Source organism: Xenorhabdus sp. NBAII XenSa04, assembly GCF_963866145.1.
Lineage (GTDB): Bacteria > Pseudomonadota > Gammaproteobacteria > Enterobacterales > Enterobacteriaceae > Xenorhabdus > Xenorhabdus indica.
Window position 1 is genome coordinate 32,426 of record NZ_CAWMEB010000406.1, and the last position, 19,789, is coordinate 52,214.

Sequence of the window (19,789 nt, forward strand, 5' to 3'; positions counted from 1 at the left end):
TTTTTCAGTTTCCTGCGGCACAATTTGAGGTGGAACTTAAGCCTTTACCAGTAACCTTAACGCACACTTGTAGTTCATCGGGGGCAGAACGCCAGAATTCGTAAAAAGGGAGTTTTTCTGGTACGGGGACTGGAAACGAAATACGCCATTTCTTGCCATCTAATTGTTTATACTCTGCAATAATTCCGATGTGGCTGATTTCTGACTGATTCTTTTCCAACAAAGAATGTGCACGTTCGAAAGGAAGTATAAAAAATCGATCTTCATTGACCAATTTATCGCCTAGTGTGTCTTTCGCTTTGTCTTGTAGTGAAAAAAAGTCTGCCGACATAAATTCTTCATTCGATTGCAATAAAAAAACGTGGATTTTTAGTGGTGCGGAATCATTGACATTGGATGCGATATTGAAAATTAATTTATAAGGGGGCAATTTTTCCGGTTGCGATGAACAGCCTGTCATTATTAAAAGAAGTGTGAATAAAAGCGACGGTAAAAATGCCCTCTTAATCCAACAATTAATTGAATATAACGTTTTGATTAAGATTGTTTTTCTCAGTGAAAAACGCAATATCATAAAGTTCATTAATTATTCAGGCATAGCCAGCATTGAATAAAATAAAAAGTCGAGTGTATCAGGCCGCTGAAATGAGCACTTTTGTCTGACTGGGAGTAATGCGGGCACCCACGGCATTCGTTGAATTCTGCATAGTGAGACTTGTCAGTCGTGTTACCGGTGAGCCTTTGATTAAGACCGAATTGGCCCCTAATGTATGTCGGGCTGGTCCCATTACTGTTCCTGAAGCTACTCCCATATTAACTCCGGCGTTATCACCTGTTGTCATGGGAAAGTTTGTCGCTATGTTATGTACAGGAGAGCCTGCAAATAAAATGTTCATGGCATTAGTGATGCCGGTAGGCCCTTGTGCCATATTGGGATAAGGTACGGGTACAGGAAAGGGACATGGGGTCAGGCAAATATCAGGGGCTGCCATATCCATTCCCCCCCCTTGAGTATTGGCAAACATAATGTCTCCTTAACCAATATGAATTTGTTCAGCATCTATTTTGGTGACAGCTTTTGCAGACATCATAGTGTTTTGGGCATGTAATCGAATATAGCTTTCAGCCTGCATATCTAATTGGCCAGCCTGAACCTGTTCTGTCTGCGTTGTATGACGAAATAGTCGGTTGCTAAGCTGTGTTACTGTCTGCCAGACAGACTCAAATTTATTGCCAACTAATTGAGTGATGGATACCCATGCAGACAGTGATTCACCACTGTATTGCATTTTGTTGATATGGCAGTTCCCAATGCTGGCAGCAATATTCAGTCCGTTGCTGTTTAAACTTAAATCTCCCTGAGAAGAGATAGCCAGATCACCGGGCACGCTGATTTCTGCCGGATGAAGCTGTTCTGCTCGCTCTAATATAGCCAAAATCCAGAGTTGACTATCGACTGTCGTTACTAAAACGGTATCTCCCTGTTCGGGGGTCAGCAGGCAACTGGCAGCTCGTCGGCAGTGCCATCCCCGGTTGTTACTTTCCACTATTAAACTACCATCCTGAAGATGATTAACAACCTGACCTGCAACTTGGTGTAAGGGTTGTTCGGTAGTAAGAGGATGTGAAGAAAGCGCATAAGAAGGTTTTGACATTTTGATTCTCCCGGTTAAATCTTGCGTTGCATACTCCACTCTTCGGCTGCAAACAGTTCAGGATCATTTTCCAGTATGCCACGACGGTCAGAAAACAGTGTTTCAGCCTGTTGGGCACGATGAAAAAGTGTTCTCATAAAGTGTGCTGTGCGAAAGTCACTATTGCTGACATTGGCATAGGAAAGATCGGCATAAGACATGTCACAACCGGTAAATCGTGCATTCACTGCATGTACTTTGTGCATGATGGCCTGGATTAATTTGCTTTGCCTGAAATCAGCGGATTCAAGACAGGCACCGACGAAAATCGCCTGTTCAAACAGACTATTGCTGCAACATGCCTGGGTTAAATCTGCTTCAATGAATAAAGCCTGGGTTGCATTGACATTCGATAGCATTGCATTTTGTAAAGTGGCACCCTTGAAATTACAGTTAGTTAACCTTGCATGATTGAAGTTTGCTGCTTCAAGTTGACAATCTGTGAACAGACACTCTTTGAGTTGTTGTTTCTGATAGTCCTGACCACGTAGATCACATTCAAAAAAAACAGCTTTAGTATATTCATTGGCAGAAAAGCTTGTTTCCCGTAAATCCAGTCGAAAAAAAGTGACCAGAAACAAGCAGCTATTTGTTAATTCTGCTTGATTAAGTGTTGAATCAATAAATGTTATGCGCTCAAGGTCACTATTGCTAAATTCCACACATTGCAGTGAACTGGATATAAACTGAGTTTCATTTTGCTTATTTTCTGTAAAACGTGCTTTCTGCAAAATACACTGATTAAATACGCAGTTTGTTATTTTACTTCTATCGAATACAGTGCGGATCATATGGCATTGTTCAAAAGTACTCTGTTCAAGCACGGCTGAATCAAAAACGGTTTCTCCGAGTTGGCACTCAGTAAAAACAGTTTCTTTCAGTTGAGCATGAGAAAAATCCACACCAGAAAAATCGACTTCTCTGAAAATTCCACCAGATAAATCCTGTCGGGTGAGCGACATATTTTGTAAGCTGACTTTCTCAATTATTTCCCCTTGTTTTATTTTTGTTATCAGTTCACCTGTTGACAGCGAATTCATATCACTTCCTTATCTCGTTTGGGTAAGGTTTTAGTCTGCTGTGTGTAGACACCTTTAAACAAGGTTGAGTTATCAACGATGGACTGGGACATATCGGCGCGGAATAGATTGGTTTCCCGTAAATCCGTACCATTAAAGCTGCATTTTTGCATCAGAGCATTCATCAGATTGGCATTGTTCAACAAAGCCCCGCGAAAATCTGTTCTGATAAATAGGCTTTTTATCGTATTTAAATACTGCATATCGGCTGACTGACAGTTAGCTTCACTCAGGTCACAGTTGTTCAAAGTCGCAGAGTGAAATACTGACTGCACCAAAGGCATTTTGCGTAGATTGCATTCTGTTAAAGTAGCCTGTCTGAAATCAGCCTGGTTAAGTTCGCTGTTCATTGCAAAAGCACAAGTCAACAGATTAGCGGAGCGAAATCGGATCTTGTTTGCTTCAGTTTCTACCCAGGCACAGCTTTCGAGGAGTGCATGGTCAAAAATGGCTTGTTTCAGTTTACACTTGAGAAAAGACACCTTACTCAGGTTTGCGTGATTGAATTTGAGTGCAGGTAATTCGAGTTCTGCAAAGGTACACTCTTTCCACTGGGAATATTGAAAATTACAATAGGTAATAAAAACCTGTTGCAGGAATAAATCCGTGAATGTTGTACGGTTGAATTGGCAACGATCAAACAGTGCTTCCTGTAATTGTGTTTCTTTGAAGCGAGCGTCAGAAAAATCGCTCCGTTCACATTTAGCCAGTATTAAGTTAGCATTATCTAATTTAACCTCGGACAGGGAAGCGTTGCAGATCTCTGTTCTGGCCAGCATAGCCCGACTGAAATCGGCTTCGTCCAGTTGACTATTATTGAAACAGGCGCTTTCCAATAATGCCTGGGAAAAATTGGCTCCGCGCAGATCCATGTTTGACAAATCTGCTCCGGTAAAATCCATGCCACTGAAATTACCACCTTGCTCCATGATCTTTTGCACCCGTTTACGGATGATTTGCGACAAACTTCCTGTCAAACGTAAGGCCGGATTTTGTGATTGTACTGAAAAAAAATACGTATCACGTAGTGATTGTTCAATTTGTGCTAATTTCGGGTCATCAAACGCTATTTGCTGTTGTTGCTTTTGCAATATATCCCGCATTTTATAGAGATTTTCTGGCCCTCTGGCTTGGTTTTCTGTCACTGATTGATCAATATCAATACCCAGTTGTTTCGCTTTGGCTGCTATATTCTCTCGCTTTAGCTCGGCTTCCGCCCGCTTTTGGGTCGCATCTTGCTCTATTTTCTCCACAAATTCAGGCAGTTCATCCAATCTGGGGGTGGCAGGAGGTGCAGATGTTGCGGGGGGAGCAGGAATGATAGTATCGATATCGTAACCATATTCAGCTAAACGTTCTTTCTGTTGTTCACGGAGACGTTTTTCACGATTAAGCACATTTTCCTGTATTGGATTGTTTTCAGATTGTTCCGTATCTATCCACGGGCCAATGATTTCTTCAGGGATGAGATCTTTTTCCCGGAAGCTATACAAAACGCCTTTTTCTTTATCCATACGTTGGTTAAGCACTTGCAAGTAATGATTTTCCGCCAGGGGGTTATCATTTAATTCCAGAGCCGATACCATTTGTAATACATCCGCTGCATCATCTTCATTAATCCGGGTATGTCCATGCCATATCAGGATCATTTGCTCCAAATGGGGAAAGAACCATACCGTCGTCTGGCGCATGCCTATTTCTTCAAAAATCTCCTCATCAAGACGTAAGCGCTTGATAAAACAACGCGCCCGCCATGCAGGCAAAATGCCTTCTTGTACCGGTTTTTCAGGATGCATATTCTCAATACGCCATGCAGCCTGAACCGGCAGGGCAGTGATCTGATCCAGCCATTGATCCTTTGGAGCTGCATTAAATAGTCGCCAGTCAATATCATGGGCAAACCCCGGAAATTCATTTTCCAGCCACTCCTTGTCATATTTTTTACCAATACGGGTAAAACGACGCGGACATGTAAAATCCAGTGGACAAAAACTGGCAGGAGTGGGGATATCCTCTGGTGATAACAACTGCTTGTGCAAAGTTTCGATATTAGGCAGGTGATGGATTTTTACGCCATCTTCCATCAATTCCGGGCTGAAACCGATACCGTGTGGGTTCTCTTCATAGCCTTCACCCCCAAAAGCCCGGCTCCAGTCCAATCGCATTTGTTCAAATGCCTCAGATTTTGAGGGAGTATCACCGATCCAATAACGATCACCGAAAGCAACTAATGTTTTTTCCAATTGATCCACCTGAATACGTACTGTACAGGCTGTTTTATCGGTTTGGTGATGCGTATAGGCATAGCCTGTGGCCAGAAATTCTGCACAGGATTTAGGCATCGCGAGATCAACAATACCATTACAGGTTTTCAGTTCTTTTTCTGCCAGTTGCCAAAGTTCTGGTTCTGGACGCAAGCGTGGGGTAGGACTCATATCAGCCAGTGCCATGATAGAGATACCGAGATGGTTTTTTTGCATCCAGCGATAAGGTCGATAAAGCACACTTAATCGCAGGGGTTTGATAATTTTCATGACACTCTGCCAGATATATTAGTCAACTGATGATATGTAAGCTGCTGTTTAAGATGTTAGCGCTTGCCTGTATGATCGAAGTCACTGCTTTAGCTAACTTCGTATTAGATTGCGAAAGTTCTGTTCCCGTTTTACTAAGAGATATATCAGTTGTGCTGACAGATAAAATCGTGGATGAGAAACTTGTATTGGTTGAACTTATACTAAATTTTGTGCGGGATAATGATATCTTAACCGAACTTATGCTTATTTTTACCGAAGAAACACTAAAATCTTTGGATGTATAAAAAGACTGTGGGCAATCTATTGCGACATGAGTATCGCTCTTTATTGTAATGAGATTAGGACTGGAGATTAGCGTCGTTCCGGTAATATCCTGTGTCCAGTTTCCGTCAATTTTAGCACTTAAATCCCCTTTGAGTTTATAAGTATCCCCATCACTAATCTCTGTTTTTCTTCCTTTCTGAATGGTTCTTTGCTGGCTGTTTTCAACAGATAATGTGTCTTTGCCTTTAACTACCGTGTCACGAGCATCTTCATAAGTGAAACTGGCTTTACCTGTTACTGTATCCGTTTGCTGTTTTTTTATTTCAGTCGTGCGGTTCCCATCGATAGTGACTTTCTTATCCTTTTCCACGGAGATATTCATGTCACGCTCTGCATGCAGATCAAATAACTCTTTATCTGGAGCATCATCCATAAAGAGGTAATTTGCTTGTTCATGTTTACCTTCCTTTGTATTTGACATCACACCACTACGGGTTTCATGTTTGGGAAGCTCCCAGGGGGGCATATTTTCATTGTTATAGGCGCTGCCAATAACAAAAGGCTTATCCGGGTCACCATTGACAAAACTAATAACAACTTCTTCACCCACACGGGGTACATAAATACTGCCATACCGCCAGCCAGCCCAACGGGTTGCCACACGTATCCAGCAAGAACTGGTATCATCTTTTTTATCGCTTTTATCCCAACGGAATTTCACTTTTATCCGGCCGTACTTATCAGTCCATATCGGTTTATCTTTAGGACCCGTTACAACTGCGGTTTCAAGACCTGTTGCTTTTGGCCAAGGGGTTACTGCTGGTGGTTTCCAATGGACATTGGCAGGGATAGCATCAAATTGGATAACATTTTTATCTTTATTGGGTTTATCGTCGTCACAATCATCATCGTCGTCATATTCGCAATTAAGAGCGAAGCCGTAGCATGATTCATAAAAAGTATATTGAGCACCAGTAATTAAATAGTCATTGTAGTCATCACCTTTAATATCATTAGGTAGTGACAGGGTGAACGTATGTCCCGGAGCCATGCCCAACACATTACCTTTACCATTAATCAGTTCACTTTGTGCTTCTGTGGCTTGTTGAAGCACTCGAGCATAAAATTGCCCCTGTCCATTTTTTACATAGCGTCCGGGCCACATGAATATTTCTGTATTATTAACCGAACTGAGTGATGTCTGAATGGCAGCTTGTAACTTAGCCCGTGGTTTGCGGAAATCGTAGTCATCAAGACAAAAATTGTTTGGTATCGTGATACTGCGAATATTCCAATTATAAATATATTCTTTACCCGGTTTTTTGGATGATTTACCGACATTGAAATAATTGATAGTATCATATCCAGGCATGGGACCAAGCATTTGGGGCATATCGACTAAAATCATAGTATGACTTCCTATGTCGTGTTTGAAATAGTAATAAATCCCTTCGTGCGCCATTAGCCGATGGATGAAATCAAAATCAGTTTCATTATATTTAACGCAATATTCCCATGTGCGATATTTTTCAAGGAGCCGATCCTCAAAAAAGATACCAGCATCCATCAATACAGCCGCAATAATCTCAGGTACAGTCTTTTCTTGCCAAATGCTATATCCAAGTTTTTTTTTCAATTCCCATAGCTTAGGTTTGACTGTGGCCGTATATAAATAAAGCCTGTCATCATATTTATAAAAGGGGTCATAAGATATCTGTTCTATATAACCGCTTAGATATCTTGTCTGTTTTGACGGGGTTTTTATTTCTACAGTCAGGACGGTATTATGCAGAGATATTGGGTCGGATAATCTCTTTTCGCTCAGTAATTCAACCTCAAATTTGTAAGCTTCCGATAATCTTTCTATTCCATTCAGTGACTTAAAATATAAAGTTTCATCGGATGAGGAGTGTGCGATAAACATTCTCTCCATAAGATTTACTCGCTTTTGTTTAAAGCTACCGCATACTCCAGGTAAGTTCGGGAATATAGGGTAGTTAGAGGAATATATAGTGCTGGTTTTCTAATGCTGAGTTAAGCATAATGGTTACCATTTGTAATCAGTGAATATCATTTTGTTGATGTAATATGTAATTAATTTTTATGTTTCTGTTTTTTGTTATTTTAACTCCTTTTGTATGTGTTTATTTTTTTTATATAAAGTATTTTAAGATTATAAAATTCATTTTTTATGAGAAAAGGTGTTAATTTAACCAATTGTATTTTGATAAATATTTATTAATGTCGTTTGTTGGGTAACAGCAAATGGGGAATCAACCAATCTTGATTAATGCACCAGAGAGAGTAACGCATGTAGTGCCTTTAATCTCAGTATTTACTGTTGCACTTAAAGTGAGAGTCGAAATAGCTTTCAGCTCGGCTGATCCAGTGACAGATTTTTTCCAATTCCCTGTAATACTACCTTCTTCGTTTCCGGTAATTGATTCTTTTTTATTGCCACTGATATCTGCTTGATAATCACCAGTTATATTATATTTAATACCACCACTCGTGACTTCAACTTCTTTACCATTAGTCACCGTTGTTTTCTGTTTATTCTTGAAAACTGCCGTTTCTTCTTGTTCAACGGTCGTATCACGTTTTGCCTTATAGGTAAAACGTGCATCTTTTTCTACGGTATCCGTTTGTTTTTTCTTTATTTCTGTTGTGCGGGAGCCATCAATAGCTATCTTTTGATCATTTTCTACAGAAATATTCATATCTTTTTCTGCGTGTATATCAAAAGATTCTTTATCTTGCGCATCATCAATGAATAAATAACTGGCGTTATTATTTCCACCTTTTATGCTCCGTGACATAAAGCCTATCTTTGTGGCTTCTTTTGGCAATTCCCACGGAGGCATATTCTCTTTATTAAAAGTACTGCCTATTATTAGTGGCCGATCAGGGTTGCCGTTGATAAAGCTGACAAAAACTTCATCTCCAACTCTGGGGATCTGGACTGCACCGAATTTGGTACTGGCCCAGGTGCTGGACCAACGTATCCAACAAGAACTGGTATCATCTTTGGCACCTTCTTGATCCCAATGAAATTGTACTTTGACCTGAGCATATTCATTTGTCCAGATGTCTTTGCCACTTGCACCCACGACTTCCGCTGTTTCTATGCCAGCGACTGGCCATGGTGTTAAACAAGGAGCTCGCCAGTTTACTTTAGCCGGGATCGCAGTGAAACTGGTTTCAATTTTGATGGTGCTATCATCACTGATATTAATATCACCAGAATAATAACTGGATTCAGAAAATTCATATGTGGCACTGACAATCAGATAATTACCATTATCCCCGTCTCTCAATGCCTTAGAAAGCGTAAAGATATGCCCCGGAGCTATACCAATTTCAAGACTCTTGGCTTTAATATAATGGCAATGAGCGGTATAGGATTGTTGTAAAACCAGAACATAAGATTTTCCTTGTGAAGCTTCAGTATAATTTCCCGGCCATTCATATATTTTTGTGCCCGGAACCGAAGGATCCGGGTTTTGTTGTGTTTCCAATAACTGAGCACGTGGTTTGAGGAAATTGTAATCATTCATTGCATAGATCTTTGGTGCTATTGAATAACTTACATTCCAATCATATAAATAGAGCTTCTCTTTATTTCTTGGGGGAGAATGATTTGGATAATATTCTATAGAGGAATATCCCGATAAGGCCGAATGAGATTGGGGAGAATCCGCTAATATAAGAGTGTGCTCACTGGCAGTATGTTGAAAATAATAATAAATTCCCTCATGCTCCATTAATCGACTGATAAAATTGAAGTCAGTTTCGCGATATTGTGTACAATATTCAAGTTGTTGATATTTAGAATTTAATTTACTTTCAAACTTGATACTGTGTTTATTCAGTATATCTTTGATAATTTCAGGGGCAGTTTTCTTTTGCCATATTTGACATCCCTTGCTTTTTTGCAGAATTGATAATTTTGGTTGAAGAATGAATTTATATTTATAGAAGTAAGAGTCATAAAAATCACATATTATACCATCATGGACTATGCCATTCAGATAACGTGTGTTTGCTGACGGATTAGCCGGGTTATTTATTTCAATAGTAATTGATTTTCCTCGTAGTGATTTGATATCAATATCTTTTTTTTCACTTATTAATTCAATATCAAAGCTATAAATAGTTGATAGTTTTTCTTCACCTTTTAATGAACTAAAAAGTAAAGTTTCTTCACCCAGTGAAGTATGCGCAATAATATTTCTTTTCATTGAGAGTACCTTTTTAAATTAAAAGCTACCGCATGAACCTATCAATAAAGGACCAGATAAAAAATTAAACCCTTTGTTATTACTGACCGTTACTTGTTATTAATTTAATTCATAAATACAATATTTCATAAAAGAAACTATATCTCAATGTTATTATCACTATGTTTATATTTTTTTACAAAAAAAAATTTAAAATTACAAATTTGTCTCTTTTTAATAAAGGATAGTCTTTATCATTTTGATTTAGATAAAAAATTATCTTTACATAAAAAATAGAAGTGCTTAAGAAAAGTGAGGAAAGGGAGCAGAGGGATAAAAAAGTTGGCGGAAATTATCCAAACAACAATTACCGCCAGAGGTGGGCTTTATTGATAAAACAATGTATCAACGGTGCCCGGAAGCAAGAAAACACATTGTTTCCAATAAAGAATTTTTTATAGTGCTGTTTATTTTAACACTGATAATGCGTTGTCATAGTCAGGTTCGTTGGTAATTTCATCCACGAGTTGGCTATAAATGACTTGATTATTTTCATCCAGAACAATAACAGCGCGCGCAGTCAATCCGCTCAATGGGCCTTCGCTTATTGCGACACCGTAATTTTCCTGAAACTCGCCGCTGCGTAGTGTTGACAGAGTGACGACATTTGAAAGGCCTTCAGAGCCACAGAAACGAGATTGTGCGAAAGGTAAGTCTGCTGAAATGCAAAGTACGACGGTATTGTTCAGTTCGCTGGCATGTTGATTGAATTTACGAACAGAAGTTGCACAAACACCGGTATCAATACTTGGAAATATATTGAGTACCTTACGTTTCCCTGCGTATTGGCTCAGTGCCACATCAGTGAGATCTTTGGCTACCAGCGTAAATTCTTTTACTGTTTCACCTGCTTGTGGAAAACTTCCGCTCACGGTGATATCGCTACCTTGGAACTTGACGGTTTGTGTCATAATTTTATCCCTCTATATAAGTAAACTGCGGTGCCAGTGTAAAGGAATAGTGCGATCTTGCCCACAAAAATAGATGTAATATTTAGAAATACTCACCTATTGTTTAATTAACAGTGTCTTATAATTTATTTTAGGGTGATTATTAGACCAGTAGAGTAAAAAAATTTATGCATAATTTTCCCTTATTCCCTTCTGTATTACTGATGACCGGACTTTCTTTGCCTCTTTCTGTGTATGCTGCGGAGATCCCGATGGGGACTCAATTAGATCCTCATCAGGAGTTGGTTCGACATTTGAAAGATGAACCTGCGTCACTTGATCCGATTAAATCTTTTGGCTTAACGGAAGCACAGGTATTACGTGATTTGCTGGAAGGTCTCGTCAATCAGGATGCTTATGGAAAACCTATTCCCGGTGTTGCTATTGACTGGCAAACGACAGACAACAAAACATGGATATTTACACTGCGACAGAATGCCCATTGGTCTAATGGTGACAAAGTGACAGCTTCTGATTTTGTTTATAGCTGGCAGAGACTGGTTAATCCTAAAAATGCTTCCTCATTTGCCTGGTTTGCGGCTTTATCAGGTATTCAGAATGCTCAGGCTATTATTGATGGTAAACTGCCAGCCGAAAAATTAGGTGTTGAAGCTCTTGATGCTTATACCCTGAAAGTCACACTGGATCGCCCTGTAGCTTATTTTCCCAGTATGACAACTAATTTTAGTCTTTATCCGGTCAATAAACAGTGTGTTGAAAGATACGGTAATGACTGGACCAGAGTCGGTCATTTGGTTGGTAATGGCGCATTTATGCTTACAGGGCGGGTGGTCAATGAAAAAATTGTTTTGACGCCTAACCCTTATTATTGGGATCACAAAAATACGGTATTGAAAAAAGTCACTTTTGTACCTGTCAGTCAGGAGTCCCATGCGGTTAAGCGTTATCTGGCCGGAGATTTGGATATTACAGAATCTTTTCCTAAAAATATGTACCACAAGTTACTGCATGATATCCCAGCAGAAGTTTTTACTCCTGATCAATTGGGTACTTATTATTACGCATTTAATACTCAACGGGCACCGACCAATGATATCCGGGTCAGGCAAGCTCTTGCTATGACGATCGATAAGAATCTGATTGCGGAAAAAATCCTGGGAACGGGAGAAAAACCTGCATGGCATTTCACGCCTGATGTTACAGCCGGGTTCCAGCCAGAAAAGAGTCAACAAGAGAGGCTGACGCAGCAGGAAAGGGATAAGAGAGCCAAAACACTGTTAAAAGAAGCGGGTTATGGCCCTGAAAATCCATTAAAACTTTCTTTGCTCTATAACAATCTGGAAAATAACCAACGTATTGCCATTGCAGTAAGCTCGGAATGGAAGAAAAAACTGGGCGTTGAAGTGAAATTAGTTAATCAGGAATGGAAAACTTATGTTGACAACCGTAATACCGGCAATTTTGATGTTGTCAGGGCGTCCTGGACTGGCGATTATAATGAACCATCAAGTTTCCTGTCTCTTTTAACATCAACACATAGCGGAAACCTGGCTAAATTCTATAATCCAGCCTATGACGCCTTGTTAAAAGCAGCCAGCCAGGAAACAGACAGCGCAGCCAGAAATAAGGATTACAATCAGGCAGAAAAAATGATTGAAGAGCAAGCGCCAATTGTACCGATTTATCAATATACCAATGGCCGGTTAATCAAAAAGTGGTTAAAAGGATACCCGATCACCAATCCTGAAGATGTGGCTTATAGTCATACTATGTATATCATTAAGCATTAGCCTGCATAGGCTGGTAACGGTGATTTTTCAGAATTAGCTAACTCATCACAAACTGGTCAATTCGCATTTATACGTTTGACCAGTTATTACGCTATATTTTTTGAATAAAAATTGATTGAATAAAAACGTATTCTCAGAATTAGCAGTAAACTTTGAATTTACAACTCAGTGAATTCTGTACTCGATGAAGAGTCAAGTTTTATAATGCACAGCCCTATTTTAATTCGTATTAATTGCTGTTTTACGGTTCTCGATTGATATAAAAATCTGACTTAAGTAATATTTACTGGCTATTTGGCAGTAAGATGAAATTACCTTGAATTTTAGCAAATAATAAGTGAGGAATTTATGTCTGAAATTAATAAGCCAGAAGATAAAAAAACTAACCTCAACTGCCCATTCAAACCAGAACAATACCAGATTGGCAAAGACAGTATAACTGTCCCCGCCGGGACTTTCGCCTGGGCGTCAAGCCATGTGTATTTGGGGAAACAAGTGTATCGTAGTGGCTGGAATGCCCCTAAAGAGCACATGCGCCTTGCCCATAAATCGGAAGCGGGGAGTGCAGGTGATGGAGCTGCTTATATTGAAAAGAGTGATAATGAGGGTTATTGGGCTCATTGGCAGCCAACACAAGAAGATCTAATGGCTTGTGACTGGAATCTGCTGAAATCAGAATCTAAACCTGAACCAAAGCCTGTTGATTGCATGTTGGAATTTGATCTTAAGGTCGGAGTTGGCACTTGGGGTTTTGGGCGTACACCTCTTGGGGGAGCAGGCACAGGGAAGGTTGTAGGTGTTGCTCCTTTTGGTGAATTAAATATGAAATCAAATAATCTAGATATTTTAAACATATTAGCATTTTGTTCCACATATGGATATGGTTGGGGTATAATGTTTTTTTTAGGTATAACGACTAGACAAGATAAAGAAAGTTATCAAAAGGTAAGAAAGCTGTTTCAAAATAATGACCTTTGGGTAACGGTTGATAGCAAACATTATAATCTCGGCCATCCATCTGAGCGGGATACCAACTCGCTACCGCTTTATGATTACCTGTTTGCATATTCTATTAGTGATGATGCAGAAAAATTAAGTGAGGTGATAAAACAACATGAAAATAAAACTATGCACGTTTGTTTGAACTGGAAATAACTCCCTAAATTTGCACTCTGAATTCAAGGCGGAACTTCGGTTCGGCCTTTTTCTATATTGGTTACAGTAAAATTTTCCTAAAGTGATAACTATACTGATCCAGACACAAAGTATCTTCAATGACGTTGGGTATGTATTGTATTTATTTTATGCAATTAAACATCAAGTGTTAAACAGGAGTGGGTGTGGAAACGATATATGGCTCAGCATTTAAAAATTCAAATGCTGTGTATGCTTGTCAATTGAATGGTAAGGGCGGTATCACAGGCTTTGGGGAAAATTCACTTGCAACGGCAGAGCAACCTTTCTGGCAACATCTTGATTATAAAAATCAGGCCAGTTATCGATGGATTATGAATACAAATTTGTTACCCGCTCCGGTAAAAGAAGGGCTGGCAGGTGAAAGTGTCCGGCCTAAGCTTATTCGCACTGGAGAAGGCGCGATGATGACATTGCGGACAATTAACCGTAATGATAATGCTCGTCCTGATCATTTGGTTTCATTCCGCATCTATATTAATGACAGAATAATTATTTCCAGTCGTCATCGGAAAGTCTATTCGATAGATCAGGTCTTAGATAATTTGTACAATGGCATAGGCGCAAGAAATACGGGACATTGGTTGGTTGAAATAGCGGACGCTATTACCGATGAAGTGAACGATTTTATTGAAGCGTTGCATGATAACTTGATTGAGTTTGAGGATGGCATTCTGGAACAGAAAATTCCCGGGCGCGGTGAGTTAGTGTTATTGCGTAAGCAATTAATTGTTCTGCGCCGTTATATGGCACCACAGCGCGATGTCTTTATGCGTTTAGCCAATGAAAAATTACCCTGGATGAGTGACGAGGAGCGTCATCTGATGCAGGAAATTGCTGATCGCTTAGGGCGTGGGTTAGATGATCTGGATGGCTGTATTGCAAGGACGGCTGTTCTTGCGGATGAGATCACTTCTATTATGGCAGATGCGATGAACCGCCGTATCTACATGATGTCTTTATTAACAATGATATTCTTACCCAGTACCTTTTTAACTGGGTTGTTTGGCGTTAATCTTGGCGGGATCCCAGGGAATGAATATCAGTTTGGGTTTAGTTTATTCAGCCTGTTATTGTCGTTATTGATCGCCGCATTCACCTGGTGGTTAAGACGCAGCAAATGGTTATAGGGTGCTCTAAGGTATAAGGAAAGCGGTGTTTCAAAATCACTTTCCCTAAATCAAACGATTAATCTCATTCAGTTTGAGATATATCAATAATCTGAACCTACAGTTAAGGCATGATAACTGTGCAGGTGAATACAACGTTGCGCGATGAACGTTGTGCTCCATATCCATAGTTGTAGTGTTTCTCATATTGAGGTTATACAGATTAATTGACGTATTGTGCCGATGTTAATGTTAGCATCGGCCATTTTTTTATCATTATCTGATTTCGATAACGTTCAATCGTTCTGTCTGAAAATCAATCTGTTCATCGGAGCTGATAGCAGGTTGTATCGGTAGTTCTTCCCGATCAAAAGCCAAATCTCCACCATCAATAATTTCACTACCATGATTAATGCTTTTGAAATCGAACAGATTAAAGTCACTAAGATGTGATGGAACCACATTTTGCATGGCACGGAACATGGTTTCAATGCGGCCCGGATAGCGTTTGTCCCAGTCACGCAGCATATCTTTAATGACTTGACGTTGTAGGTTAGGTTGTGAGCCACACAAGTTACAAGGAATGATTGGAAATGCTTTAGCTTCAGCGTAGCGTTCGATATCTTTTTCCCGACAGTAAGCAAGTGGGCGGATCACAATGTGCTTACCATCATCACTGATCAATTTTGGGGGCATACCTTTTAATTTGCCGCCATAAAACATATTTAAAAAGACAGTTTGTAAGATATCATCGCGATGATGACCCAATGCAATTTTGGTGGCACCCAACTCAGTCGCCGTGCGGTACAAAATACCCCGGCGTAAACGGGAGCACAGAGAGCAGGTTGTTTTTCCTTCAGGGATTTTTTCTTTAACAATACCATAGGTATTTTCTTCAACAATCTTATACTCAATGCCCAGTTCATCCAGATAAGCCGGGAGTATATGTTCAGGAAAACCGGGTTGTTTTTGATCCAAATTAACGGCTACAAGGGAAAAATTAACGGGGGCACTTTTTTGCAGATTCTGCAAAATGGACAGCAGAGTGTAGCTGTCTTTGCCACCAGAAAGACAGACCATGATGCGATCACCTTCTTCGATCATATTGAAATCTGCGATAGCTTGGCCCACATCACGACGCAGACGTTTTTGTAATTTATTGAAATTATACTGTTCTTTTTGAGTGTTCATCTCTGATTGTTCTTACTGTTTCTGATAGCTGTTCGGCTAAATGCCTTTTAAAAATGATGATGATTTTATGGCGGAGAACATGAAAAGGGAACAATGATAGCGGATGAAAAGGGATTATCAATCAGAGTTAGCGAAAAATGCTTTATATCTCCCCCACATGGGGGAGAAAATCATTTTTATCCTTCGTATTTATTCTGAACCGGGAAGAACTGGCTGATTAGAACTAAAATACCGACCAGTAAATAAGCGGCAAAAATGCCAATTAACCATTGTGGCATGTCTAATGTCAGAAATGACCACTGTTTCATTGAACAATCACCAACGGCCTGAAATACCGAAGGTAACCATTCATTCAGTGGTAACCAAGATGGGAATCTGGCAAAAAATTCACAAGTGTTAAAAGGGCCAGGGTCTAACTGCATCATAGTGTGATCCCATGCCAGTTGTAATCCGCGCCCTGCACTATAAAGCCACAGTAAAATGGCTAACCAACGTAGCGGAGTTCCGGGGGCAATAGCGCCCAATAGTGCCGCCCCCAAAATACCCAATAGAGCAACGCGCTCATAAATGCACATTACACAAGGTTGTAGTTGCATAACATGTTGAAAATAGAGCGCAATAGCTTCTAATATAAAAGCGGTTAGCGCCATCAATAACCAAGCACTTCGCTCTTGGGAACTCCGTTTTAAAAAATGAAACATGCTTCTTTTCCCATATCTTGAATACAATTAGTTGCTTATTTTGCCGCTTCTCAAATCACAAAAAAATAAATTTCAGTAATTAATTAATAAATTTCAGTAATTATAGTGGGATAACCCAACCGATTTTGACGAGATACTCAGTCACCGGAAGTAGCAAAAATTCGACACACAATAATCCCACTAATGTCATCACAACGGTGTAAGGCAATGCCATGAGTACCATGCGACCATAAGATAAACGAATTAATGGCGACAGGGCTGATGTCAGCAGGAACAGGAAAGCTGCCTGTCCATTCGGTGTTGCCACTGAGGGTAAGTTAGTGCCGGTATTAATAGCTACAGCCAGAAATTCATATTGCTGTTGCGAAATGAGACCATTTTTGAGAGCGCTTAAGGCTTCATTAATATAAACTGTACCTACAAATACGTTGTCAGATACCGCTGAGAGCAGGCCATTAAACAGATAGAAGAGTGAGAGCTGCGAAGCAGGTGAAGATTGCAGCACAAATTGAATAAACGGCGCAAACAGTTGCTGATCAATAATAACGGCAACCACAGAAAAGAAAACAGTTAATAACGCAGTAAATGGTAGGGCTTCTTCGAAGGCTTTGCCTAAAGCATGCTCCTCAGTGATACCGCAAAATGCGGTGGCCAGAATGATGACTGATAAGCCAATTAGCCCCACTTCCGCTAAATGGAAAGCCAGAGCCACAATCAGCCAGATACCAATTAAAGCCTGAACTACAAGCTGAGTTTTTTCTTGGTATGTACGTTTTTCACTCGCTTTCTGGGCATAGTCTTCCAAAACGGAACGGACGCGCTCAGGTAACTCAGCGCCATAACCGAATAACTTGAAATGTTCAACCAGCAGGCAGATCAACAGGCCACAAATAAAGACAGGGACAGTCACAGGTGACATACGGATAAAGAATGTCATGAAGTCCCAACCAACGTGTTTGGCAATGATCAGGTTTTGCGGTTCACCGACCATGGTCATTACGCCACCTAGTGCTGTACCGACTCCGGCATGCATCATCAGACTGCGTAAAAATGCCCGGAATTGCGCCAGCGTCTGCTTTTTATCTTCATTATCAATGAACTTGTCATCGTTGAGGTCTGTATTGTCGTTTTGGCTGGCGCTGGAAAGATAACGGTGATAGATGGAGTAAAAACCGACAGATACACTGATAACAACGGCAATAACCGTCAGGGCATCAAGGAAAGCGGATAAGAATGCACTTGCCAGACAGAATGCCAGCGCCAGCATTTTTTTGGAACGAATACTTAATAGCAGCTTAGTGAAGACAAACAATAAAAGCTGTTTCATGAAGTAAATGCCGGCAACCATGAAAATCAGTAGCAAGATCACTTCCAGATTATTGGCTATCTCATGCCCTACTTGTTTTGGTGAAGTCATACCGATGATAACGGCTTCAATAGCGAGTAGCCCTCCAGGTTGCAGGGGATAACATTTTAACGCCATCGCCAGCGTGAAAATAAATTCAACAACGAGCATCCAGCCTGCAATAAAAGGACTGACAAAGAAAAAGATCAGTGGATTGATAATAAGAAAAACAATGATGGCCAGCTTATACCAGTCGGGAGAATTGCCGAGAAAGTTTTTCACCACTGCGCGTCGGATACTGATTTCCATTATTATTAATATTCCTCTTCATGGATACATGGACGATTCTAAAGGCTCATAGTACGCTCTAAACAGGACTAATTTAAGGGGTTAACCTCATAATTAATCAGATAATAATTATATTTTTTTATGACCTCTTTCACTCTTTCGTGGTTTATTTACTATGTAACTATGTCGAGCAGATGCATTCTGGTATGATCAGTGCCTATTATTAGCTGAGAAAACTGCTTTGGAATAGTTAAAATATGGTAATTAAGGCTCAGAGTCCTGCGAGTTTTGCGGAAGAGTATCTCATTGAAAGTATATGGAATAATCGCTTTCCACCAGGCTCCATACTGCCAGCAGAGCGTGAGTTATCTGAATTAATCGGTGTCACCCGAACGACTTTACGTGAAGTGTTACAACGCCTTGCACGTGATGGTTGGTTGACTATTCAGCATGGAAAACCAACAAAGGTCAATAACTTCTGGGAAACATCCGGCCTTAATATTCTGGAAACTCTGGCGCGCCTGGATCATGATCGTGTGCCTCAGTTAGTCGATAATTTATTGTCAGTCCGTACTAATATTGCAGCCATTTTTATTCGTACTGCGTTCAGGCACAATCCGGAAAAATCATTGGAAGTATTGGCGGAAAAGAACAACGTAGAGGATACTGCCGAATCTTTTAGTTCTGTGGATTATGATATTTTCCGTGGATTGGCGTTTGCGTCAGGGAACCCGATTTATGGTTTGATTATTAACGGATTGAAAGGACTTTATACTCGTGTCGGCCGTTATTATTTCTCGAATCCTGATGCCCGTAAGCTCGCTTTAAATTTCTATCAGCAATTGAGTGTACTGTGTCAGGAACAGACCTATGACAAGATTATAGAATGTGTACGCAATTATGGTAAAGAGAGTGGGATTATCTGGCATGGAATGCAGGGCATCATGTTCAATGAGTTAACTGAAGCCCGTCAGGGCTGATCACATCCATCATCAATCTAGTTCATTGTCTAAGCTTTTCTTAAAGGCGGGCTGCTTTGTATGCAGCCCGCTCTTTTTTTAGTTGATTTTATCACCATACCTATATCATGGTATTTTTGCCTTGTAATCAGCATTGAAAACCCACCCAAACTGTAAAATTCAAATTTTTAAATTATTATTCTGTTTAGTTTATGTTGAATCAGATTTTTATTCTGAAATAAAACAAAAGTAAGGATTTAAATAAATTCACAAAATGTGAACGAATTGTTTATTTTTTGCCGCAAAAAACACTTTTTAAGATACTAATATAAGAAATTAATAGCATTTAATTCTTTTATAATTTGTTGTATTTAAACTAATTTAAGTATTTTTATCATGATTTGAGAGATATTGCTTGTCATTGTTTTGTAATTAAATTGTGATTTA

At 39.8% G+C, this 19,789-nt stretch carries 15 protein-coding genes; 4 read left to right on the forward strand and 11 right to left on the reverse strand.

What is annotated here, in order from left to right:
• Positions 1-4: 4 nt before the first annotated feature.
• The 8 genes from tssJ to tpx all read right to left on the reverse strand — a co-directional run bounded on the left by tssJ (position 5) and on the right by tpx (position 10,765).
• Positions 5-583: a type VI secretion system lipoprotein TssJ gene (tssJ, locus tag AAC147_RS14865; RefSeq protein ID WP_338114288.1), complete on the reverse strand. Its 579-nt coding sequence runs from the start codon at positions 581-583 to the stop codon at positions 5-7.
• A 49-nt stretch (positions 584-632) separates the two neighbouring features.
• Entirely contained in the window at positions 633-1,025 is a 393-nt protein-coding gene (locus AAC147_RS14870) for a DUF4150 domain-containing protein (protein ID WP_047682498.1), read from the reverse strand.
• Positions 1,026-1,034: 9 nt separating this feature from the next.
• Entirely contained in the window at positions 1,035-1,655 is a 621-nt protein-coding gene (locus AAC147_RS14875) for a DUF3540 domain-containing protein (protein ID WP_047682500.1), read from the reverse strand.
• A 14-nt stretch (positions 1,656-1,669) separates the two neighbouring features.
• On the reverse strand, positions 1,670-2,734 hold the full coding sequence (locus AAC147_RS14880; protein WP_047682502.1) for a pentapeptide repeat-containing protein: 1,065 nt from the start codon (positions 2,732-2,734) through the stop codon (positions 1,670-1,672).
• The gene (locus AAC147_RS14885; RefSeq protein WP_047682504.1) at positions 2,731-5,307 is read right to left on the reverse strand and encodes a DUF2169 family type VI secretion system accessory protein; all 2,577 of its coding nucleotides are present in this window, start codon (positions 5,305-5,307) and stop codon (positions 2,731-2,733) included. The genes AAC147_RS14880 and AAC147_RS14885 overlap by 4 nt, the downstream gene beginning before the upstream one ends.
• Positions 5,308-5,329: 22 nt before the next feature.
• Positions 5,330-7,498: a type VI secretion system Vgr family protein gene (locus AAC147_RS14890; protein WP_231571434.1), complete on the reverse strand. Its 2,169-nt coding sequence runs from the start codon at positions 7,496-7,498 to the stop codon at positions 5,330-5,332.
• Between the two features lie 349 nt (positions 7,499-7,847).
• The gene (locus AAC147_RS14895) at positions 7,848-9,815 is read right to left on the reverse strand and encodes a type VI secretion system Vgr family protein (RefSeq protein WP_052189574.1); all 1,968 of its coding nucleotides are present in this window, start codon (positions 9,813-9,815) and stop codon (positions 7,848-7,850) included.
• Positions 9,816-10,261: 446 nt separating this feature from the next.
• Positions 10,262-10,765, reverse strand: coding sequence for a thiol peroxidase (gene tpx / locus AAC147_RS14900; protein ID WP_047682508.1), 504 nt, complete (start codon positions 10,763-10,765; stop codon positions 10,262-10,264).
• Between the two features lie 167 nt (positions 10,766-10,932).
• Between tpx and AAC147_RS14905 the strand changes: the two genes are divergently transcribed.
• The 3 genes from AAC147_RS14905 to zntB all read left to right on the forward strand — a co-directional run bounded on the left by AAC147_RS14905 (position 10,933) and on the right by zntB (position 14,879).
• On the forward strand, positions 10,933-12,555 hold the full coding sequence (locus AAC147_RS14905; protein ID WP_047682510.1) for a peptide ABC transporter substrate-binding protein: 1,623 nt from the start codon (positions 10,933-10,935) through the stop codon (positions 12,553-12,555).
• Between the two features lie 348 nt (positions 12,556-12,903).
• Positions 12,904-13,710, forward strand: coding sequence for a Thoeris anti-defense Tad2 family protein (locus AAC147_RS14910; protein ID WP_047682512.1), 807 nt, complete (start codon positions 12,904-12,906; stop codon positions 13,708-13,710).
• Positions 13,711-13,895: 185 nt separating this feature from the next.
• The gene (gene zntB / locus AAC147_RS14915; protein ID WP_047682514.1) at positions 13,896-14,879 is read left to right on the forward strand and encodes a zinc transporter ZntB; all 984 of its coding nucleotides are present in this window, start codon (positions 13,896-13,898) and stop codon (positions 14,877-14,879) included.
• Between the two features lie 255 nt (positions 14,880-15,134).
• Here zntB and ttcA read toward each other — a convergent pair whose 3' ends face one another.
• The 3 genes from ttcA to nhaB form a co-directional block, all read right to left on the reverse strand.
• Positions 15,135-16,049: a tRNA 2-thiocytidine(32) synthetase TtcA gene (gene ttcA / locus AAC147_RS14920; protein ID WP_047682516.1), complete on the reverse strand. Its 915-nt coding sequence runs from the start codon at positions 16,047-16,049 to the stop codon at positions 15,135-15,137.
• A gap of 176 nt (positions 16,050-16,225) precedes the next feature.
• The gene (gene dsbB, locus AAC147_RS14925) at positions 16,226-16,750 is read right to left on the reverse strand and encodes a disulfide bond formation protein DsbB (protein ID WP_047682518.1); all 525 of its coding nucleotides are present in this window, start codon (positions 16,748-16,750) and stop codon (positions 16,226-16,228) included.
• 100 nt (positions 16,751-16,850) lie between these two features.
• Positions 16,851-18,404, reverse strand: coding sequence for a sodium/proton antiporter NhaB (gene nhaB, locus AAC147_RS14930; RefSeq protein WP_047682520.1), 1,554 nt, complete (start codon positions 18,402-18,404; stop codon positions 16,851-16,853).
• Between the two features lie 236 nt (positions 18,405-18,640).
• On the opposite strand from nhaB, the gene fadR reads away from it, so the two are divergent.
• Positions 18,641-19,363 (forward strand): fatty acid metabolism transcriptional regulator FadR, encoded by a 723-nt coding sequence (gene fadR / locus AAC147_RS14935; RefSeq protein WP_047682522.1) that lies wholly within the window; start codon positions 18,641-18,643, stop codon positions 19,361-19,363.
• Positions 19,364-19,789: the final 426 nt, after the last annotated feature.